The organism is Lysinibacillus fusiformis (genome assembly GCF_016925635.1).
GTDB lineage: Bacteria > Bacillota > Bacilli > Bacillales_A > Planococcaceae > Lysinibacillus > Lysinibacillus fusiformis_F.
In genome coordinates this window covers 2,163,034-2,183,814 of the sequence record NZ_CP070490.1, presented here as the reverse complement: position 1 = coordinate 2,183,814, position 20,781 = coordinate 2,163,034, and the positions used below count along the sequence as shown (strand labels likewise).

At 35.3% G+C, this 20,781-nt stretch carries 22 protein-coding genes, 1 pseudogene and 1 other annotated feature; of the genes and pseudogenes, 9 read left to right on the top strand and 14 right to left on the bottom strand.

Annotated features, from left to right (window positions below; translation table 11 throughout):
* Positions 1-8: 8 nt before the first annotated feature.
* The 4 genes from JTI58_RS10725 to JTI58_RS10710 form a co-directional block, all read right to left on the bottom strand.
* A complete protein-coding gene (locus JTI58_RS10725; RefSeq protein ID WP_243456378.1) occupies positions 9-1,523 on the bottom strand; it encodes a DEAD/DEAH box helicase in 1,515 nt (504 codons plus the stop codon).
* 105 nt (positions 1,524-1,628) lie between these two features.
* Positions 1,629-2,465: an AraC family transcriptional regulator gene (locus JTI58_RS10720; protein ID WP_205446581.1), complete on the bottom strand. Its 837-nt coding sequence runs from the start codon at positions 2,463-2,465 to the stop codon at positions 1,629-1,631.
* Positions 2,466-2,526: 61 nt separating this feature from the next.
* Complete coding sequence (locus JTI58_RS10715; protein ID WP_205446580.1) at positions 2,527-3,576, bottom strand: NAD(P)/FAD-dependent oxidoreductase; 1,050 nt, start codon at positions 3,574-3,576, stop codon at positions 2,527-2,529.
* A gap of 263 nt (positions 3,577-3,839) precedes the next feature.
* Positions 3,840-4,841 carry an iron-siderophore ABC transporter substrate-binding protein gene (locus JTI58_RS10710; RefSeq protein ID WP_205446579.1) on the bottom strand — a complete coding sequence of 334 codons (1,002 nt, stop codon included), beginning with the start codon at positions 4,839-4,841 and terminating at the stop codon, positions 3,840-3,842.
* Between the two features lie 218 nt (positions 4,842-5,059).
* Between JTI58_RS10710 and JTI58_RS10705 the strand changes: the two genes are divergently transcribed.
* The 5 genes and pseudogenes from JTI58_RS10705 to JTI58_RS24855 all read left to right on the top strand — a co-directional run bounded on the left by JTI58_RS10705 (position 5,060) and on the right by JTI58_RS24855 (position 8,622).
* Complete coding sequence (locus tag JTI58_RS10705; protein WP_205446578.1) at positions 5,060-5,638, top strand: dienelactone hydrolase family protein; 579 nt, start codon at positions 5,060-5,062, stop codon at positions 5,636-5,638.
* 11 nt (positions 5,639-5,649) lie between these two features.
* Positions 5,650-6,606, top strand: coding sequence for a LytTR family transcriptional regulator DNA-binding domain-containing protein (locus JTI58_RS10700; protein ID WP_205446577.1), 957 nt, complete (start codon positions 5,650-5,652; stop codon positions 6,604-6,606).
* A 146-nt stretch (positions 6,607-6,752) separates the two neighbouring features.
* Entirely contained in the window at positions 6,753-7,601 is an 849-nt protein-coding gene (locus JTI58_RS10695) for an ABC transporter ATP-binding protein (protein ID WP_205446576.1), read from the top strand.
* Positions 7,598-8,305 (top strand): ABC transporter permease, encoded by a 708-nt coding sequence (locus tag JTI58_RS10690; protein ID WP_205446575.1) that lies wholly within the window; start codon positions 7,598-7,600, stop codon positions 8,303-8,305. The genes JTI58_RS10695 and JTI58_RS10690 overlap by 4 nt, the downstream gene beginning before the upstream one ends.
* A 62-nt stretch (positions 8,306-8,367) precedes the next feature.
* Positions 8,368-8,622: pseudogene (locus JTI58_RS24855) on the top strand (hypothetical protein).
* Between the two features lie 124 nt (positions 8,623-8,746).
* Here the strand turns inward: JTI58_RS24855 and JTI58_RS10685 are convergent.
* The 8 genes from JTI58_RS10685 to JTI58_RS10650 all read right to left on the bottom strand — a co-directional run bounded on the left by JTI58_RS10685 (position 8,747) and on the right by JTI58_RS10650 (position 14,144).
* Entirely contained in the window at positions 8,747-8,992 is a 246-nt protein-coding gene (locus tag JTI58_RS10685) for a hypothetical protein (protein ID WP_205446574.1), read from the bottom strand.
* Positions 8,976-9,491, bottom strand: coding sequence for an RNA polymerase sigma factor (locus tag JTI58_RS10680; RefSeq protein ID WP_205446573.1), 516 nt, complete (start codon positions 9,489-9,491; stop codon positions 8,976-8,978). Before JTI58_RS10680 ends, JTI58_RS10685 begins: the two co-directional genes overlap by 17 nt.
* Positions 9,492-9,501: 10 nt before the next feature.
* A complete protein-coding gene (locus JTI58_RS10675; protein ID WP_205446572.1) occupies positions 9,502-9,876 on the bottom strand; it encodes a group-specific protein in 375 nt (124 codons plus the stop codon).
* An 11-nt stretch (positions 9,877-9,887) separates the two neighbouring features.
* A complete protein-coding gene (locus JTI58_RS10670; RefSeq protein WP_205446571.1) occupies positions 9,888-10,643 on the bottom strand; it encodes an ABC transporter permease in 756 nt (251 codons plus the stop codon).
* Complete coding sequence (locus JTI58_RS10665) at positions 10,643-11,353, bottom strand: ATP-binding cassette domain-containing protein (protein WP_205446570.1); 711 nt, start codon at positions 11,351-11,353, stop codon at positions 10,643-10,645. Before JTI58_RS10665 ends, JTI58_RS10670 begins: the two co-directional genes overlap by 1 nt.
* Before the next feature lie 42 nt (positions 11,354-11,395).
* A complete protein-coding gene (locus tag JTI58_RS10660) occupies positions 11,396-11,593 on the bottom strand; it encodes a hypothetical protein (RefSeq protein WP_205446569.1) in 198 nt (65 codons plus the stop codon).
* 696 nt (positions 11,594-12,289) lie between these two features.
* Positions 12,290-13,441, bottom strand: coding sequence for an L-aspartate--L-methionine ligase LdmS (gene ldmS / locus JTI58_RS10655; RefSeq protein WP_205446568.1), 1,152 nt, complete (start codon positions 13,439-13,441; stop codon positions 12,290-12,292).
* A 118-nt stretch (positions 13,442-13,559) separates the two neighbouring features.
* Positions 13,560-14,144, bottom strand: coding sequence for a GNAT family N-acetyltransferase (locus tag JTI58_RS10650; protein WP_205446567.1), 585 nt, complete (start codon positions 14,142-14,144; stop codon positions 13,560-13,562).
* Between the two features lie 96 nt (positions 14,145-14,240).
* Between JTI58_RS10650 and JTI58_RS10645 the strand changes: the two genes are divergently transcribed.
* Together JTI58_RS10645 and JTI58_RS10640 are read left to right on the top strand one after the other, a co-directional pair.
* Positions 14,241-15,602, top strand: a complete 1,362-nt coding sequence (locus JTI58_RS10645; RefSeq protein WP_205446566.1) for a MocR-like pyridoxine biosynthesis transcription factor PdxR — start codon at positions 14,241-14,243, stop codon at positions 15,600-15,602.
* 105 nt (positions 15,603-15,707) lie between these two features.
* Positions 15,708-16,514: an EcsC family protein gene (locus JTI58_RS10640; protein WP_205446565.1), complete on the top strand. Its 807-nt coding sequence runs from the start codon at positions 15,708-15,710 to the stop codon at positions 16,512-16,514.
* Positions 16,515-16,564: 50 nt separating this feature from the next.
* Here the strand turns inward: JTI58_RS10640 and JTI58_RS10635 are convergent, their stop codons facing one another.
* Positions 16,565-17,533, bottom strand: coding sequence for a quinone oxidoreductase family protein (locus tag JTI58_RS10635; protein ID WP_205446564.1), 969 nt, complete (start codon positions 17,531-17,533; stop codon positions 16,565-16,567).
* 64 nt (positions 17,534-17,597) lie between these two features.
* Here JTI58_RS10635 and JTI58_RS10630 point away from each other — a divergent pair, with 64 nt between their 5' ends.
* Positions 17,598-18,221 carry a hypothetical protein gene (locus JTI58_RS10630; RefSeq protein WP_205446563.1) on the top strand — a complete coding sequence of 208 codons (624 nt, stop codon included), beginning with the start codon at positions 17,598-17,600 and terminating at the stop codon, positions 18,219-18,221.
* Positions 18,222-18,273: 52 nt separating this feature from the next.
* Positions 18,274-18,537 (top strand) — a binding site (T-box leader).
* A gap of 66 nt (positions 18,538-18,603) precedes the next feature.
* Complete coding sequence (locus JTI58_RS10625) at positions 18,604-19,848, top strand: MFS transporter (RefSeq protein WP_205446562.1); 1,245 nt, start codon at positions 18,604-18,606, stop codon at positions 19,846-19,848.
* 97 nt (positions 19,849-19,945) lie between these two features.
* Here the strand turns inward: JTI58_RS10625 and JTI58_RS10620 are convergent, their stop codons facing one another.
* Entirely contained in the window at positions 19,946-20,674 is a 729-nt protein-coding gene (locus JTI58_RS10620) for an IclR family transcriptional regulator (RefSeq protein ID WP_205446561.1), read from the bottom strand.
* Between the last annotated feature and the right edge of the window lie 107 nt (positions 20,675-20,781).

Genomic DNA, 20,781 nt, shown 5'->3' with positions numbered 1-20,781 from the left:
CCCTACCCTTATACAGATTCTTTAAAGTTTGTTAAAATAGCATCTAAATCGCCAACCACCTTCTCGAACACATCAATCTTTGTATGAAGCAATTCCAAGATTTTCTCTTCAATTGTATGTTCAATGGCAAGGTTATAAATATGGACATCATGCTCCTGTCCCAAACGATGGACACGGCCAATACGTTGCTCTAGCTTCATTGGATTCCAAGGTAAATCATAGTTGATTACATGATGACAAAATTGAAGGTTTATCCCCTCTCCTCCTGCCTCGGTAGCGATGAGCACCTGGGCTCTTTCTTTAAATAGGTGCTTCATATAATCTCGTTTACTTTTATTAAATTTCCCATTAAACAGCACACTTGATATGCCATTAGAATGTAAGTACCATTGCAAATATATTTGCGTAGCACGATATTCTGTAAAAATAATAACCTTGTCATTCGCTTGCTTAACAATTTCCAATGTCTTTTCCGCCTTTGAATTCACTTCCAAGGTCATTAATTTAGTAATAATCGCTTCAATTTCTTGTGGTTGCACATGATCCTCTAGCATATTCGTTAATGTTAAGGCTGTAGCTTCCTTGCTACTACACATTTCTTTTTGCAACGTAATTAATGAAAATGACCCTGTGTTTTGAAGGTTGCCAAGCATTTCGTAAACTTCTCTTTCTTCGTTCGTAAATGTAATCGGCACAATTTGAACACGACGATTTGTCCAATCAATCCCCGTATCTTCCCTACGATTTCTGACCATTACCTGATTAACCAACTCTTTTAAATAATCATCATGCTCTAAATCATGCTTGCTAGCAGAGAAAGCCGATTGGAAGGCGTCATAGTTACCTAGATGTCCAGGCTTTAATAAGGAGATTAAATAATACAATTCAAAGATATCATTTTGAATAGGTGTGGCAGTTAATAATAAGCAGAACTTTTTCTTTAAGCCTTGTACAAACTCGTAAATTTGTGTTTTATTATTTTTTAATTTATGTGCCTCATCAATAATTATCATGTCATAATCCTGCTCATAAATGCGCTCTCTATGTGGACTCTTTTTTGCCGTATCCATACTCATAATGAGGACATCATAGCGCTCTATCGGACAATTTTTTTTATATGCAACGGCAGGAATATGAAATTTTATATTTAACTCTTCAATCCACTGATTTATTAGAGAAGCTGGAGCCAAAATCAATGCTCTTTTCACAAGGCCTCTAATAAGGTATTCCTTTAAGATTAGCCCTGCTTCAATCGTTTTACCTAGTCCTACTTCATCGGCTAAAATAGCTTTTCCATTCATACGTTCAATAACTGTTTCAGCTGCTTGTAGCTGGTGCGCCAAAGGTTGTAAATTAGGTAAATACTTCGTAGCCTGCAATCCTGTAAAATCAGGTATTAATTTCATTTTCACAATATCATAGTTCATCTTATACAATGTCCAGCTATGCCAGTTTTCAAGATGATTTAATCTGTTGATAAAGCCTTCTTCCCACTCGGACGACCTTTCTATTTTCATGATCATCACCTCATGTCATTTTTTCTATCTTAGGATGTCCAAAAAAGGAAAAGCTATGTTCTTTCTATACGAAAAACACCTAATGAAAGTTATTTTTCCACTAGGTGTTTGTTAATTCATATATTTACGGAACAGACTTGGCGATAACCCTGTGATTTTTTTAAATACACGACTAAAATAAAAATAGTCTGTATAGCCCACTTTTTCTGCAATTTCTTTAACAGATAAATGGGAAGTTCTCAGTAAAATTTTAGATTTTTGAATACGCAAATCAGTGAGATAAACATTTGGACTAACACCCATTTTTTTCTCAAATAGATAGGCCAGTTTTCTTCGTTCCATATTAAAATGTTTTGCGATATCCATGACAGTCATATTCTTTGTATAATTTTCTTGTATATACTCCATAATTAACGTTATGTTTTCTTTTTTATATTGATAGTCCATCATTTTAATGGTTAAAAGCATTTCCTCTAAAATGTTTAAAAAAAGAGCCTTAGATTGAAGATAAGATAAATGACTACGCATAAGATAATTTTGTATTAATTGCTGCAGCATATTCATTAATTTGATTTGTTCTCCTACCTGTAAAGTAAAGTGACGATTATAGAGAGGGAACTTTGCATTATCTCCTTCTGCTAGTTGAAAATGAATGACTGCATACTCGAATTTAGTATCGCTCGCAATTATACGATTTATAGGTAAATTGGGACCCACATGGACAATCTGCCCTTTTTCTAAGTGGTAATTTTCACCTTCAATTTGTACATCAGCTACTCCCTTGATCGGAAAAATTAAACCTGCTGCGTTGGTCATCGTCTTGTAATTCGTAACGACTGTTTCGGAAGAAATCTTCTCCGTAATGACATCTATAAATGTTAATGGAGCAGTTGTATAGAATTCTATTATTTCTTGTGTGTCTATGTTGAACGCCTCCCTTCTTTTCATATTGTTACATCAAGACAAAAAGAAAGGAACACTAATAATACATTAGTGCTCCTAAAATCGATTATTTTAAACTTTCCTGTAATAGCTTACGATTACGTTGTTTGAAAATATCATTATGGGAGGAAACGATACCGCCCTCAGAAGCATCAGGTTGAATATACTTCTTCGCACTATTCACTGCATGAAGTGCATCATGAAATGCTGCTGCAATTAAATGAATTTTACCATCATGGCTCAAAATATCACCAGCAGCATAAAGGCCTGGAATGGATGATTCACTATTAATCGTACCAGCAATAAAATAATCATTTTTGCGATCAATGGCTAACGGACTATTATCTAACAATTCTTTATCACGTACATATCCATGACTGATGACCACTTCATCAATAGGAATTTCCGTTACAGTACCTGTTTCATGATTTGTTAAAGCAATTGCTTTAATCATTCCTGCTTGATCGTCTGCAATCAGCTTCGTAATTTCAGAATTGAAATGGCATTCAATCGAACTATTTGTAAGCTCTGTAATTTGAGCCTCATGTGCAGACAAAGTATCTTTTCGATAAGTTAAATAGACCTTGGATGCTATCTCCATTAATTCTAACGCCCAGTCTACCGCTGTATTACCACCACCTGAAATAATAACTGCCTTATCTTTAAATTTTTCATAGGATTTAATTGTGTAATTTAAATTAGATACTTCAAAGCGTTCTGCGCCCTCAATCTCAATTTTTTGAGGATTTAGGATGCCACCACCAATAGCAACGATAACCGTTTTGGAATAATGAATATTTCCTGACTCCGCTGCGATGACAAAAATACCATCTTCATTTTTAGCAATGGACAGCACTTTTTCATTTGTATATATAGAAGGATTAAAGGTTAAGGCTTGCTCAACTAATTGTTTAATTAGTTGCCCCCCTGAAATAGGCGTTACACCACCAACATCCCAAATCATTTTCTCTGGATAAACATGAATTTTACCGCCTAGCTGTGGCTGTGATTCAATTAGCTTGGTTTTCATTTCACGTAAACCACAATAAAAGCTAGAATATAAACCTGCTGGTCCACCACCAATAATGGTTACATCATACAATTCTTGTTCTAACAATACTTAACACACCTTTCTTTTTGTCATTACCTATCTAAACAATTGGACTAATACTGCATGACAGCCCTACTGTATATTTCTACTTGTATAAATTACTTTGAACTTCCTCCTTAATACCATTATACGATAATGATAATCATTATCAAATGAAATTATTACAAAACATGATAATAATACATATTCCGTCACCATTTATTAACATTCTTCTTTATAAAGGAAGAAATAGTATGCATTAGGCATACTATTTCTTTTTTAGCATAATCTTATTTATCTTTTAATAAATCTACAACTATATCTATTCCATACATGGTTGCAATTGGGGCATCCTGTGCAAATAAGGAACGATCCACAATATAAACATTTTTATTTTTCACTGCATTGATGTTATTCCAAACTGCACTCTCTTCATAGGATTTTAAAAATTCCTCTTCACTCATGGTAATACCACTCTTATCAAGGAAAATAAATAAGTGATCTGGGTTTAAGACCGACATTCCCTCCATACTTACTTCCTTTGTTATATCTTCTGGGTAATTTTCTGGAACTTTAATACCTAAACCATGTTCAGGATTCGTTGGCGCAATATTTTTACCATATATCCAAAACCCTTCTTTCGTATTTACGGATGTAAAAACTACCGTTTCTCCTTTGGCTGTAAAATTCTTTAAAGCTTCACGGCCGTCTGTAATTTTTCCGCTGACTTCTTCTAATAGCGCCTTTCCTTGTTCTTCTTTCCCTAATACCTTTGAAATTTCTGTCACGGCTAACTCTTGATCAGTAGACATCGCTCTTTGATTTAAATATACAACAGGTGCTATTGCTGATAATTGGTCATATAGCTGATCATGCACGCCTGAAGCAGCCAAAATTAAATCCGGTTTTAGTTCTACTATTTTTTCAAGACTTGGACTTCTAACATCACCAATATCTTTAAATTTTTGTTCTTTCACAAAAGATTGATAGGATTCCCATAAATTAAACATAGTATCAGCATTTGCAATACCTACTGGCTTCGTATCTAATGCTAATAAAACATCTGGGTATAATACATGCATCAAAGAAATAACACGCTTCGGCTCTTTCTCAATGATTACTTCTTTTCCTAGAGCATCTGTATATGTCAGAGGATAAATGGAAGATTCCCCCTTCATCTCCTCTTTTTCTTTTTCGGGTTGATTCGCTACTTTCTCTTCGGCATTATTACATGCTACTAGCAACACTGATAGTAACAAAGTGAATAATACCATTATCCATGGCTTCTTCATTGTATATCCTCCTTTAGTTTTCCAATGCAATAATGAGAATCATTATCAAAAAGATAATAGCAAATCCGTTTTTCGGAGTACATATAATACCTGATCAACAAATTTGTGTTTTTTTGTGCATAAACGTAAAAATGTCCATCGTTGCACTTTTTGAAAGCTAAATATACGTTATACTTACTTTTTGATACACTATTGGAAAAAAGATAATAGAGGTCGTAATGAAAAGAAAAGTTTTTATATTACATGAAATCTATGGGGTTAATCATTTTATTGAAGAACAGGTGCAAGTATATTGTGATGAAGACACTACCGTTTCCCTTATTCCACTCTATCCTGAGGGACTTTCCTTTCCATATGAACAGGAAAAACAAGCCTATGATTTTTTCGTACAGACAGTTGGCTTCGATGCTCCTCTTGAGTTCCTTTCACAAAAATTATTGGAGGCTTGTGAAAATTACGATGAGGTAATATTAATTGGCTATAGTGTAGGTGCAACTTTAGCCTGGCGATTAACTACACTCCCCCTACACCGTGTCATTTGTGTATATGGATCACGGATCCGTCAATACCTTGATAACATACCATCTTGCCCAACTTTGGTCATTTTATCTAGCCATGAAAGTAGCTTTGATGTTCAATTATTAAAGAAGACACTTGCTGGCATACCGAATGTTCAAATCAAACAATATCAAGGCTTACATGGCTTTATGGATACCTCTAACTCAAATTATTGTCAAATGAGCCACTCACAAGCACACACTGATATCAAATACTTTTTACAAGCTAGCAAAATTTAGGAGGAATGAACGTGGAACAAAATATTGATATTCAGGTTGATCCATATATTGAAGCTGGCAATGTTATTTATCCAAGCTTTCATCTTTCTCTACAACCTGGCACGATTATCGGCATCTACACAGACGTTTCCAAAATACATACTTTAATGCAATGGTTTATGAAACAAAATGATACTAGTACTTATTTTCGTGAAAGTGCATTATATGAACGACTCACAGCTCGCGAGTACATCCAGTTCTTTTTGAAACTTTTTAATCGCCCAACTAATGAAACAGAGAATTTATTGAAGCTTTTTAAGCTTACTGAACAAAAAAACAATAGAATTAGTAAGCTTTCTAATAGTGAAAAGCAGCGATTAAAATTATTGAATACGTACCTACATCCGGCATCTATTCAAATTTTAGAAGAACCCTTTCAAAATATAGATGAATTTTCGAAACAAACTGTCCAACAGTTATTAAAAAACCTCGTGAAAGAGCATAAAATTATCATTTTATTATCAAATAATCTAGAAGATTTAATGGTTGCAAGTACATCTATACATCGATTAGATGGAACTGACTTACATGCTTTAGACATAAAAGAGGTTGACATAGAGCAAACGCCTCAGCCCCTTAAAAATGCACCCATTCGACTGGATAAAATCCCAACAAAGAAAAATGATAAGATTATTTTATTTAATCCACCAGAAATTGATTATATTGAAAGTGTTGAAGGAGACGTATCTATTTATGTAGCGGGTGAAGCATATCCGTGTACTCTATCGCTAAATGAACTAGAACAAAAATTGACACCATTCGGCTTTTTTAGAAGCCATCGTTCTTATATTGTTAACCTACAAAAGGTTCGAGAGATCATTACTTGGACACGCAATAGCTATAGCCTAGCACTCAACAGTACAGAAAAAACTGTGGTTCCACTGTCGAAAAATAAACTTGCTAATTTAAAGGAAATACTCGGAATTTAGTAGATTTCCCAGGAAATAAACGACTCCTGTCACCTTCGATATTGTTCTTCCTATGCTCAATTTTCTGCTGTTCACCCATTTTTTACTGTGTTCCTTTTGCTTGTTATTTATAGTGTAGATATCAACAACAAACAGGAGGTTTACACATGAATGCAGTGATTGATGTACAAAACTTGAAAAAGACATTTAATAATGAAACAGCATTACAGGATGTTTCTTTTATGATTAAGAAAGGGGAAATATTCGGCTTTCTTGGGCCCAGTGGTTCTGGTAAAACAACTACTATTAAAATATTAACGGCACAAACAGATAAATCGGCAGGCAATGTTCTGTTATTTGGGCAACCAGCTTCTGAAATGAAGAAAAGTCAAAATCGTAAACGTTTTGGTATTTTAACAGATAATAGTGGCTTGTATACAAGACTAACTATTGAAGAGAATTTATTACTTTATAGTAATTTATATCAGCTATCTCACTCTGCTGTAAAAGAAGCTTTGGACTTTGTAAACTTATATACAGAACGTAAAAAGAAAATCAGTCAGCTTTCAAAGGGAATGATTCAACGTGTCACACTTGCTCGTGCAATTATGCATAAGCCCGAATTATTATTTTTAGATGAGCCTACTTCTGCTTTGGACCCTGTGAATACCCAGCATATTTATAATGGCTTACGAAGATTAAATGACATGGGTACGACGATTTTTTTAACTACTCATGATATGAGCGAAGCAGAGATACTTTGTGACCGTGTAGCCTTCCTTCATAGGGGGAAAATTCGAGCAATAGGTGCACCAAAGGACTTGAAAAAGGAATTTGGCACTGATTCCATAACAGTTGAACTCAAAAATGGTTTACAAGAGATTATACAAAACGGTGCACAAGATGCAGAGAAGCTGTATCAATGGATGCATTCCAATGAAGTGACAAGAATTAATACAAACGAGCCGACATTGGGTGATATTTTTATGCAAATAACAGGGAGTGATTTGGTATGAACATTTCAATGACACGTATTCAAGCAATATTAGTGAAAGATTATAAGGAATTTTCTCGTAACTATGCCGTATCAACGATGATACTTCTGCCTCTAATTTTGGCATTTTTATACAACAAAACAGGAGCGTCTACTATCAATGCTTATTTCCTACCCATCAATATAACGTTTTCTATGGTAACAACTTATATACAATGCTGTTTAATCGCAGAGGAAAAAGAAAAAAATACTTTACGTAGCCTTATGCTTTCCCCTGCTTCACTTGGAGATATTCTAATTGGTAAAAGTTTATTTGTGCTCATCGTGACCGTTGTTGTACTGGCACTGTCTATCTTTCTAGTTGGATATACACCTGCAAATCTAGCTATCTTATCTGTAGCATTACTAGTATCTACTGTATTCTATATTGCACTTGGAACAATATGTGGATTATTTGCTAAGTCTATTATGGAAGGCTCAATAATTGTTTTACCTGTAATCTTTCTTTTCTCATTTGGTCCTCTTGCCCTGACTTTTGCATCTACTTACCCTATTTTAAAAATAGCGGAGTGGCTACCTAGCTCTCAATTATTACTTTTAGCAGAGGCATTAGAAGGGAAGCACTCCACGACAGATATAATCATTCCAATGGTAACGTTTATAGTATGGTCCCTTATTTCTTGGTTAATCGCAGCAATTATTTATAAAAAAAGAATGGTCGATTAAATTATTACAGGTAAGAAACCAAACTAAAACTTATTAAATAAAACTATAATAGAGGTATAATTATATGGTTAATATTAGGTCTTATTGCAATAGTAGCAACTTTTATAAATCTTTATATGTATTCCACAGGTAAAAATTATAAATTTGCGATGGCAATGGGGTTATCATTTACAGCATTCAGTGGGTATAAGTGGAAGATTGGGCAGCTTTAGAAGATGTAGTACCTTGTATGGAAAGAGCATTATAGTTTTTTCACAAATTTTTCTATCTTACTAAAGATAGCACCTATACCTTTAGAACTAAATAATAAAAAATAATTACTTATTCGGGTTCATACGAATTTACAACGGTAAGCAAAATAAAGTCTCCAAACAAAGCTTTGGGAATATTGTTTATACTTAAAATTAGCCTACTCATCTCTAGAGTAGGCTATCGATTTATCTAAAGTAACAGCCCTTGTAAAAAAGCGAGTAAAATAACGAATGGCAAAGGAAGTATCTTTAATGAAAGTAAGCCAGAGGAGCTGGCAGTTACGTGTTCTAAAGGGTCCTTAGTTGGCGATGCTAAGTAGCGAATAAAGCGCTCGTACAGCGTTAACTTTTTGTTTAATTGATGCGTTGGTATTTCAATTTTATATTGTTCGAGTTGCTTTGAAAGTGCTTTTTCTTTTCTAAACTCTTCTTTCATGCTGGAAGTCCTCCTTTAGTACGAGCTTTAAAGCTTTCATGGCATTATGTAAACGTGATTTCACCGTACCCACTGGGATATTTAAAATTTGCGCTATTTCTTCCTGTGGTAAATCCTCATAATAAGCGAGCAAAATGACCGCACGCTGTTTTTCAGGTAGTTTGGAAACGGCCTGCTGAATAACGAGTGTTTCCTCATTTTGTAACGTCATATTTGGTGTAGGTACTAGAAAAGGCAAGAGCGTTTGCCACCTTTTTCGACGGTTTAATTTATTCAGCATACGACGATATGCGATTTGAAAGAGAAAAGATTTCACCGTGCCAATATTTGCATCAAAGTGCAGCTTTTTTGATTGGATGATTTCGAAAGTGTCATGTACAATATCGATGCTCAACTGTTCCTCTCGCGTATACCGATAAAGAAAGCAATAAAGAGGTTCGTTTAGACGCTCGTAAAGAATGCCTAATGCCTCTTTTTCTCCTGCTAAGTAGGCTTGCATGATCTCCTCATTACTCATCATCAATATCATCTAGTCGTGCTTGAATACTTTTAATCGTTGCAGATATGCGCATAACAAAATAAACAACTATCACTATGATCCAAGCCTGTGCCTGATTCGTGAAAAATTGCACATATGGATTGTCGATTGTTTCACCAGAGGACAATAAAATATTTAAACCTTGCACACAGACAATTGTGTAAATCGCTAGAAGAAGCGTAATCGTATCAAAAACGTTCCAACGTAAATAAATTACTGTTTTTGCATAATTTATTTTGCCATTTTCACGTACAATATATTTTCGAAAGAAAGGAATGAGGATGGCAAATAGCAGTACCATCATGATTCCTCCAACAAATAACGAAATTATAAAACCGATATCCATTTTTTTCAGTCCTATCGCATGTAAATTTTTCTCGCTAGCATAATGAAGAACAGGCCTGCAAACGTTAAAATGATGAAGTATTGGTACATCGGTAACCATGTTTGCTCAATTAAATTTAGCTGAAATTGCATTGTATCATTTAAATAGAGCATTGGATTCCAAGATAGAAAGGCATAATATTCTTGAGGCTCATTGCCAGCTAATGTAATAAATAAAGATGGCATCGTAATGGAAAACATGAGTATGAGCATAATTGGTACGAGCATGCTTTGTGCTACTTTTCCATTTTTAACCATACCTGCAATGATAAAGCATAATGGATAGAGTGCGAGTAATACGAAATTACAAATAAAAATAATTGCAATAGCTGATTCAAATGTCATTTCAATTAATAGTCGATAACCGAGTAGAACAAGTAAAAGTGCCAAATTCATTAATAAAAATACACCCAGTCCCATGCCGATAAAATAATTCAGGGGCGAAATATCAGTACGCTTAAGCCATTGTAAAGTCTTTGTTGTTTTTAAATCTGCCAAATAAATGGTAGCACTTGAAAAAGCAAAAGAGAAGGTTAATAGCATAATTGAAATCGGAAAAAACTGCCCTTTAATGATAAAATCTACTGATGTAGCATCACTTTTCATACCTAGGGTACAAACCCAGGAGACGAAGATAAAGAGAAAGGCCGGTAGTAAGTTTCCAATAAATACACCATAGTTGCGAATTGTCTCGAGTATAAAACTCTTTGTTACTGCTATTTTCATCATTAGTTTCCTCCTAACATTTGTCCAGTCACTTCAAAATAAACGCCCTCTAATCCTGAAAATAATGGATTTTTATACTTTTCTTGTAAGGCTGTTGATGTATCCCCTTCAATAAATGCACCATCTTTCATGAAATAAACAAAATCAAATAAAGATTCTACGCCACTTACCTCATGGCTAATGATAATTAAGCATTTTTTGTACTTTTGTACCTGATCCTTTAAAAAATCGAGTAAAAGGCTTTTTTTCTTTAAATCTAAGTCCGCAAACGGCTCATCTAGTAAAATGAATGGTTTGTTCATCAAAAATGTCAAATAGAGCGAAAGTGCTTTTCGTTGTCCACCAGATGCATTTTTTATGAGCGTATTCTCATATTTTTTAAATTCAAGTAGCTCATGGAGTAAATCGAGCTTGGCTGGTTGTTTGATGAGTGTTGAAAATAATTGAATGACTTCTTTGATTTTTAAAAATGAATAGCTTTCAAAACTTTGGTACTGTAATGCACATAAATCGGCTACATCCCCTGCTAGCTTGGAGTGAATTGTACCACGCTCGAATTTTTCATCTCCTGTAATACATCTAAAAAGTGTAGATTTACCTGCACCATTTTCACCTAGGATTAGATAGCATTGGCCAAGCTGGAAGGTAGCAGAAACACTTTTTAATATTGTCTTATTTGTGTACGATTTTTTTAGGTCTTGTAAAATTAACATTTAAATTCTCTCCCTTTTTATTTTGAATTGAAATGATAAATCTTACCAAACTTTCAGCTTTCCAAGCTCTTTTACTTTAAGAGAAGCGACTTCGCCACAACCTTGACAATACGTAACGAGCAAAGGTGTTCCCGTAGAAAAGATTTTATTAGCAGGCCTTACATTGGCATAACCATGACCTAGCTCACCTACAGCGAATAAATCTTTACCGCAGACTTTGCAATTATTGATTTCCCTCATTGTATATTTCCTCCTTTTTGGATATTCACTTACTATACAAATGAGTGATTTGAAAAGTTCATTTAAAATGGGAAATTTTTTTAGTATTAATTGGTGGATAGGGGCAGGAGATTTGTTATCTACATATTTGTGAAATTAACAGCAATGAAAAGGTACGAAAAATTATTATTTCGAGATTAACTTAGATTACATCCAAATTTAGCTAAAGAATATGTTTCCTTGCTTCTAAATATAAGTTCTATAGGTCTACATATATATAAGAAAGAACCATTTATTAAAACTATTAAGGAAATAACTGAGAAGGAAACGTATAAGAAATTTGGTGCAACAATGATTAATAATGCATACAAAAATTAACCTAATAACGTTCCCAAATATAAATTTGAACACGCCAAAAAAAGCCACGAATGTTGTACCATCAACGTTCGTGCCTTTCCTTGTGAACATTATTTATACATGCTTTTATGCACGTTCTACTAAATTAGGCCATAGCAATGCTTTAGTGGTATTTGGAACACTGCTGCACTATCGACTTTAATAAATAAAATTATGCATATTTCTTAACGTTGTAAATCCGCATTTTTCTGACGCTAACTTTTGCAAAAGTTTTAGTATATATACTAAAACTTAAACCCTTTATCCAAAGGGGTTCTATTGCATTTAGTACATATAAGATTAAAGACCATTCTTTTCTTCCTATAATAACTCCTTTTCCAGCTTTTCAATCTCTTTTAGCGTATCTGCGTACCATACACCGACAAATCTAGAAGCTACGGGCTCCTCAAAATAATCTCCATCATAGAAAGATAAGGGAAATAACATTCCCTGTTCTATAAATTTTTTGATTGTTTGATAGAAGTAATCATTCTGTTGTGGGCTTTGTGCTGAATAGGAGCTAAATTTATTGATGGGCTTTCCTAAAGCCTCATGAAACATCAGCATAGAGGTTGATCCATTTTGACGGAAATTTAAGTCTATCGCTTGAACATCACCAGCTTCAGTGACAATTAAATCAAAGCCTGCCACACCAACAAAGCCCTCCTCAACACCGCGTTCCATAATATGTTTTCCTACTTCAATTACTTTTTCGGGTACTTTATCTACAATGATATTCCCCTCGTAAATGCCGTTGTCATCCGTAATTTGCTGGGAAGCTCCTAAGTATTGAATGCCAAGCTCCTCCGAGTAAACAAATTGACAACTATAGTTGTCCTTTGTCTGTAAAAGCTCCTCAATGATTATACTTTCAGTTCCCGTCATCCGAAATTGACGTAAACCTTCTGTCAGTTCCTCTTTGTTATGACAAATGGTTACGCCATATCCTCCCGATGTTGGAGAATCATCGCCAGGCTTTAGTACTACAGGTGGCTGCCAATTTTTAATGGCATCTGAAAGTCTATATGTCTCCACATTTAGACGACTTGGCACAAATTTGCTATCGATTAAATGATCGATATATGCTTTTGTATTCAACTCATTAAATTTCTCTGCATCCATCCAATAACATTGACGATCCATATGCTCCAGGTCATGTATATATTGGCATACAATGGTCTTCCCTTCCTCACACCAAGCTTGGATCAGTGCCAAGTATTCCTCCTGTGTCTCATAGCTATAGGGCTGTTCAATCCATGGTAATCCTGCTAATTGATGAAGCTCTTGCGCTTTTTCTGTTTGTGTGGCTCGATGTACTAGCACCGGGATATCAGCAATAGCAACTTCTCTTGAGGTTAAAGCATCCAGCTTATGAGGATCATCCATCATCCACGGATTATCACTATACGGTGTTCTTGGTGTATACACAGCATTATCACCATAAATTTGTCTTAAAGTATATTTTGGTTTCAAGTAGATTACCCTCTTTCAATTTTTCGGTACTCTACTCTACCCTTCCCTTTATTTTTTGACACTTTTTATAAGAAAAAACGGTTTTATGAATTAAATAAGTACCATTTTATACCTATAACTATCCAAATTGCACTAAGAGCTTTTCTAAATGTTTTTTCACCTGTGACCATTCTTCAATTGTAATACTATACATAACGGTATGCCTTGTTGTACCATCCTTGCGAATCATATGATTACGCAATATCCCCTCTTTTGTGGCACCAATTCGCTCAATTGCCTTTTGGGAACGGATATTATCATGATCCGTTTTTATTTGCACGCGTTGTAAATGAAGGTGCTCAAAACAGTGTTGTAAGAGCAAATACTTACAGTTAGTATTAATAGCTGTACGCCAGTATGCGGGTGTTAGCCATGTATAGCCAATTTCTAATCGCTGATGCTTGTCATCAATATCCATAAAACGAGTAGAACCAATAATGTCCCCTGATTGTTTATCCACAATCACAAATGGAAATTCTGTTTTTCCGTCTTTGGCTCTTAATGCGTTTTCCACAAAGTTATTCACATCCTCCTTTTTTTCTATCGTTGTGGACATATGTGACCAAATTTCTGGATAACTCCCTGTCTCTAAAATTTCTTGTAAATCGCTCAATTCTAAAGGTTTTAGTTTAACCACTTCATTTTCTAATGTTATAAATTCCATTACACTTCACTCCTTTTTTACTTATTTAACGGTAAAATTGATATGATAGATATAACCAATTACTAAAAAATCAACCATACCAAAGGAGGCATCTACGTGGAGCTAGCCATTATATTTAGAGGAGATTTGGCGAAATACATTCAAATCTATGAAGAAATAAAGCATGCTATTATCACTAAAAAATTACTTGCTCACGAACAATTGCCTTCTAAGCGAGCTCTCGCCCTAACATTGGATGTGAGTGTACACACTATAAAAGAAGCCTATGAGCAATTACTTGCAGAAGGCTATATTTATAGCAAAGAGCGATCTGGCTATTTTATTGCTCCCTTTGAATTTGATTGGCTACAGCAAGTACCCCAGCATGTGTCTGCTACAAGTAATAGTATCCCTAACAATATACAATTTGATTTTACTAATGGGCATGTGGATAACGAGGCTTTTCCCTATACTGCTTGGCACAAGCTTATAAAAAAGCATTTTAATAGTAACAACTTATCAACAAGCCCTTGGGCAGGAGAGACAATTTTACGCACAGAGATTGCTCGCTATGTAGAACGTTCTCGTGGGGTTAGTTGTGATGCTTCACAGGTATTTGTTTATAGTGGTACACAAAGCCAGCTTCAGGCTCTTTGTCATTTTCTTGGTCCAGCGACACGTGTTGGATTAGAGGAGCCAGGCTTTAAACGAGTACGTGCCGTTTTCCAACAATGTGGATTGTCCACAGAGGCGATTCCTGTGGATTATTCAGGAATTACCCTACCTCGAAAAATAATTCACATGTTATACACAACACCCGCTCATCAATTTCCTTTAGGCATGATTATGACCATGGAAAGAAGAGCAGCATTGTTACAATGGGCCAACTTGAACGAGGCTCTTATTATAGAAGATGATTATGATTCCGAATTTCGTTATAAGGGGCTGCCAATTCCCTCTTTAGCCAAAATGGATCAACTTCAGCATGTCATCTATTTCGGAACATTCTCAAAAACATTGCTCCCATCATTACGCATTAGTTATATGATCCTTCCAAAGTCTCTAGTAGGACCGTTTATGACTTTTCATGATGAGCAAAAATCAGTTGTCTCCAAAGTAGACCAGCTTGTCTTGGCGGACTTTCTTGCACAAGGTCTATTCGATAAGCATTTAGCAAAAATGCGAACAATCTATCGTAAAAAGCAGCAAGCATTATTGACCGCCATCTCTACACATTTTTCAAATGAATTTCAAGTAATCGGTGAAAAATCTGGACTACATATTGTCATCAAGCTACCCCAACATCTCACCGAGAGTAGAGCGATCCAGCTTGCTCAAGAGGTAGGAGTTCAAGTATATCCATGCTCTACCTCCTATCAGGATGGTACGAATGAAACGATGGTCATTATAGGATATGGTGGACTGACGCTTCAGCAAATAAAGGAAGGAATTGCACTCCTTGCGTCCGTTTGGCAATAGCATGTGATTCATTAGTTTGTCGAAATCTCATTTAAATAAAGCGAAACTTTATATAGTATTTTTCGTATTTAAAGTTAAATGGACACATAAGGGGATAAGACAATCATGGAGAACCGAGAGTTATTAGAGCAGCATTTACAAGAGATTCAAGTGTGGGAAAAAGATCAAAAGGATTTATGGTTTTGGGAGAAATTAGGGAGAATACCATTTAAATTATTAGATAAAGTGACACCCGCCTTTCTTCAAAATAAAATTGCTTTATTGGTCGATGAACTAGGCAATTATATTCAGTCAGGTGGAAAGTATTTAATCAATGAACAAGCCATGATACAAAAAATCCGTGACTATTCTTCCGCACAGCATATTTTAACTATATCTGATATTGGTCAGATTCCTTTAGAGGACATGATCACTCTCAGTGATCAATTACAAGATGACCGAGTAAAATTTGCTACTGTACAAGGAGCCTCTACTGGCTTTGGTGGCATCTTTACTTTAGCTATTGATATTCCAATGATTTTAGGAACTGCACTCAAAACATTGCAAGAAATAGCGATCATTCATGGCTATGATCCGAATGATAAATTGGAACGTATTTTTATTGTAAAATGTCTACAATTTACTTCTGCTGATATTGTTGGTAAAGAAGCAATCTTACAGGAGCTTTCTACTATGAACAGCTCGAAAAAGGCTTCAGATAACATGATTTCTCAGCTTCAAGGATGGCAGGAAGTATTTTACACGTATCGAGATCAACTAGGCTGGAAAAAGCTGTTTCAAATGATTCCTATTGCAGGGATGGTTTTTGGAGCCTATGCCAATAAAGGCATGATTCAGGATGTAGCCGAAACCGGTATGATGCTGTACCGAAAAAGACGTATTTATGAAAAGCTTACTGAACTAGATCGCTGATAGACGTTGAAAAGATGACACCCATTTTGGAGCGTCATCTTTTTGTATTTTTATATTTTAATAAGTATTTTCCCTTGATGCTGGCGACTTTCCATAAACTCATGGGCCTTTTGCATTTCCTCTAAGGGAAATATTTTAGCAATTGGCACCTGGAAACTATCATTTTTTAATAAAGAAAAAATATCCTGTGCAACCTGCTGTAACAGTTCTGGCTTCAATGCTCTTGTCGTACCTAAGCTAAATCCTTTTATATTGCGGCAGCTACTGTGTAAATCTGATGTTTTTATATTGCCTGCTCTGCCTCCACTATTCCCGAATTGAACAAGCGTGCCATAGGGCACTAAACAAGTTAAACTTTCCTCTGTGACAGCTCCTGCAATGGAATCATACACGATATCAACGCCACGACCCTTTGTTAGTTCATTGACATGTGTACTGAATTGATCATATGTAAGTACGTGATCTGCGCCGAGCTGATATACGATTGAGGCCTTCTCCAAATTACTCACCGTACCAATAATCAGTTTAGCTCCTAGCCTTTTTGCCATTTGGATAAGCATTGTCCCGACTCCACCAGAAGCAGCATGAATTAAGACGGCATCCTGCTGACCAATTGCTGCTATTTGATGTGTTAACATATACGATAAAAATGAAACAGTTGGTACAGCTGCCACCTTCTCGATTGGTACATCACTAGGAACTTTAAAAACCAGTTGTTCCTTTGCTACAACAAATTCTGCATACGCACCGTTTTTCGGGAAGGCGATAACTTGATCACCCTTTTGAAAACCACTGTTATCATCAAAAACCTCTTCTATCACCCCTGCAACATCTAAACCAAGAACCATCGGAAATTTTGCTTTAGCTTTATTACCTGTACGGTTTTTAATATCTGCAAAATTGACGCTTGTATAGGTTGTCCGTATTAAGATTTCACCCTCAGAAATAGTAGGCTTTGGACAATCAATAGATGTTAAAACATCAGGTGCACCAAACTCATTGATAATAATAGCCTTCATAAATTTCTCCCCCTTTGCTATAGTACAATTATAAACTATCGTTACTATAAATGGAGGAATCTTCATGAAAATCAAACCTAAGCAAGCCATGTATAACGGTATATCCTACAACTTTTTTGATAGAAAAAGCGATAAGTTATGCTTTATGTTCTCCGGCACGGGCTATACCTATGATAAACCTATACTTTATTATTCTACGGCATTAATGCTAGAACTTGGCTATGATGTCATTCAAATCAATTATACGTTTGAGCAGCAGCAATTCGAACAGGACTCACAAGCCATATCAAAAATGGTCTATCATGTTGCCAACCCTATTGTAGAAAACAGCTTGCAATCAAAACCTTATAGAGAAGTCGTCTACCTAGGAAAATCTTTAGGTACTATGCCTATTATCGACTTTTATATGCAGCAGACTCCTTTTATTCCTGCTCGTTATATTCTCTTCACCCCATTACTATCTCTTCAACATACAATGGCAAATCTATTAGACAAACATGCATTTTTGGCAATTGGTACTGCGGATCCTTATTATTCACAGGAAAAACTGGCGCAACTTACTACTCTTCAGCTTGCTGTTTTTGAGGACCTCGATCATTCCCTTGAAATTCCTTTGAATGTTGATTTATCCATACAGCACTGCCAATCGCTGATGACACAATTAAAAATCTTTCTACAAAATTATTAGTAATATTTTTATAGTACTATTTACCAGAATCATGTACATATGCTACACTAGCAAAAATACATTGAAGAGAAGAGTAAATAAGGCTGTTCTTCCCAGAGAGCTCGGATTGCTGAAAACGAGTAAGAACGAATTATTGAAACAAGTCTCGGAGTAGCGCATTGGATTTTGTTTGAATGATGGTGCGACGGGAACTCCCGTTATAGAGTTACAGTATAAGCATAGGCACTATGCCGTACTGAAAGGCTATTATGGTGACATAATAGTGAACTAGGGTGGCACCACGTGAGTATATAAATTCCACAATCTCGTCCCTAAGACTAATCGTCTTGGGGGTGGGATTTTTTATTTTGCAAATCATCATTTTGCTTAAGGAGGAATTTATATGAGAAAATCTTTAGAGAGCTGGCGGTATCCTGCCATTCTATTATGTAGTATTGGTGTTTCCAGTATTGGTGGATGGATCTATTTTATTGCCTTAAATCTTCTTGTATTAAATCTTACACAATCTGCTCTGGCTGTTTCTGGCTTGTATATAGTAAGAGCAATCTCATCCTTGTTCACTAATTTTTGGTCAGGAAGCCTAATCGATCGTTTTAATAAGAAAAAGCTAATGATTATTTTAAATATTTTTCAATCTATACTCATTGTCATACTCCCCTTCTTTTCTAGCCTAGTGTGGATGTATGTCTTTGTCTTTATCATTACAGTTGCTAGCTCTATGTATCATCCAACATCTATGACTTATATCACTAAGTTAATACCTATCGAACAAAGGAAACGTTTTAATTCATTACGCAGCTTGCTCGACTCTGGTGCATTTCTAACTGGACCAGCTATTGCAGGCTTGCTATTTACAGTCGGAACACCTCATATGGCTATATATTTAAACGCGATTGCTTTATTTCTATCAGCCTGTATAACGTTCAAAACGCCTAATGTTGAAGCCTTTGAAAAGTTTGATCGTAATACCGAAAAAACATCGCTTTATCGCGTATTGCTTCAAGATTGGCAAATGGTCATACGCTTTAGCTTAAAAAATTCCTATGTAATGGTCATTTATTTATTGTTTAGCATCACTATTGTCTTGATGACAGCTACTGATTCTTTAGAGGCTGCCTTTGCAACACAAATATTAGCTTTATCTGAAGGAGAATATGGTATTCTAGTCAGTATTGCGGGAGTGGGTGTATTAATTGGCTCCCTAACTAATTCCGTTATTGTTGAAAAAATACCAACTTCTTGGTTAATAGGCATGGGATCTCTCATAACAGCATTAGGTTATTTAATATTTACATCATCATTTTCTTTTTTTATAGCTGCTTTAGGTTGCTTTGTTTTATCCTTTGCAACCGCCTTTGCGAATACAGGATTTTATACATTTTATCAAAATAATATCCCCTCTAAGAGCATGGGTCGAATAGGAAGTATTTATGGATTTTTTGAAGCACTTTTTATTATTATACTTACTGCTATTTTTGGGATTTTTGCTGAATGGATAACAATACGCTCCGTTGTCGTTAGTGCATCCTTTATGTTGTTGGTTGTAGCTGTTATTCTACTATTGCTAAATGTAAAACCTACGAAAGGTCACTATTATCAAAGGATTGTGAATAGCAGGCAACAATAATTGAAAAACTAAAGTAACCCCTTTTCATGAAAAAAATTAACCATCTAACGTCAACATAATATTGACACTAGATGGTTTTTATCTAAGGAAGAAATTATTATACATACCCTAATTCATAGGATAGCTGCTGTGCCGTTTTAATGACTTCCTGTGTTATACTCTCTAATTTTTCCTCATCTGTATCATATTCAAAGCACTCTGCACTAATGGCTGCAATTATTTGTTTATTTGAATCAAATATAGGTGCTGCTATGGATACTGTCCCTTTTGTTTTTTCTCCAACGCTTATGGCAAAGCCTTTTTCTCTTACATCATTGAGGCTCTCTATCAAGTTTTCTTTCTCAGGCTCCTCAAGTTGTTGGAAAAATTGTTGCTGTACATCGCTTTTAGAAAACGCAAGCAACACTTTATTAGGAGCTCCGATAGGATAAGGGATTTTTTCGCCAATCATATCAATAATACGGACATTTTTAGGACTATCAATTCGATCAATAATAATGGATGCAAACTGTTTGGCGATACTTAAATAGATTGTTTCGCGAACATTATATGCAAGGTTTTCTAACAGAGGATGCGCTTTTTCTCTAATATCCGTCTCGTGATACATTTTCATGCCAAGTTGCAACCATGTATAGCCCAGTCGAAATTCCTTTTTATTCTCATTTCTCTCTACTAAATCAAAACTTTCTAATGTATATAATAATCTGTAAATTGTGCTCGTTGGCAAGTCTGTTTCATTAAAAATTTCCTGCACAGTAAAAAAACGTTTCGGATGCTTCGCCAGTATATTTATAACTAACATAGCTCTTTCGATTGATTGAATCATTACAATTACTCCCTTTCATTTCCCCATATGATCACTATCTTAAGGTTTTTATAGATCCAGTTAGCACTAAGTGGAATCATTATGAAAATAATATTCATGCAACTTAT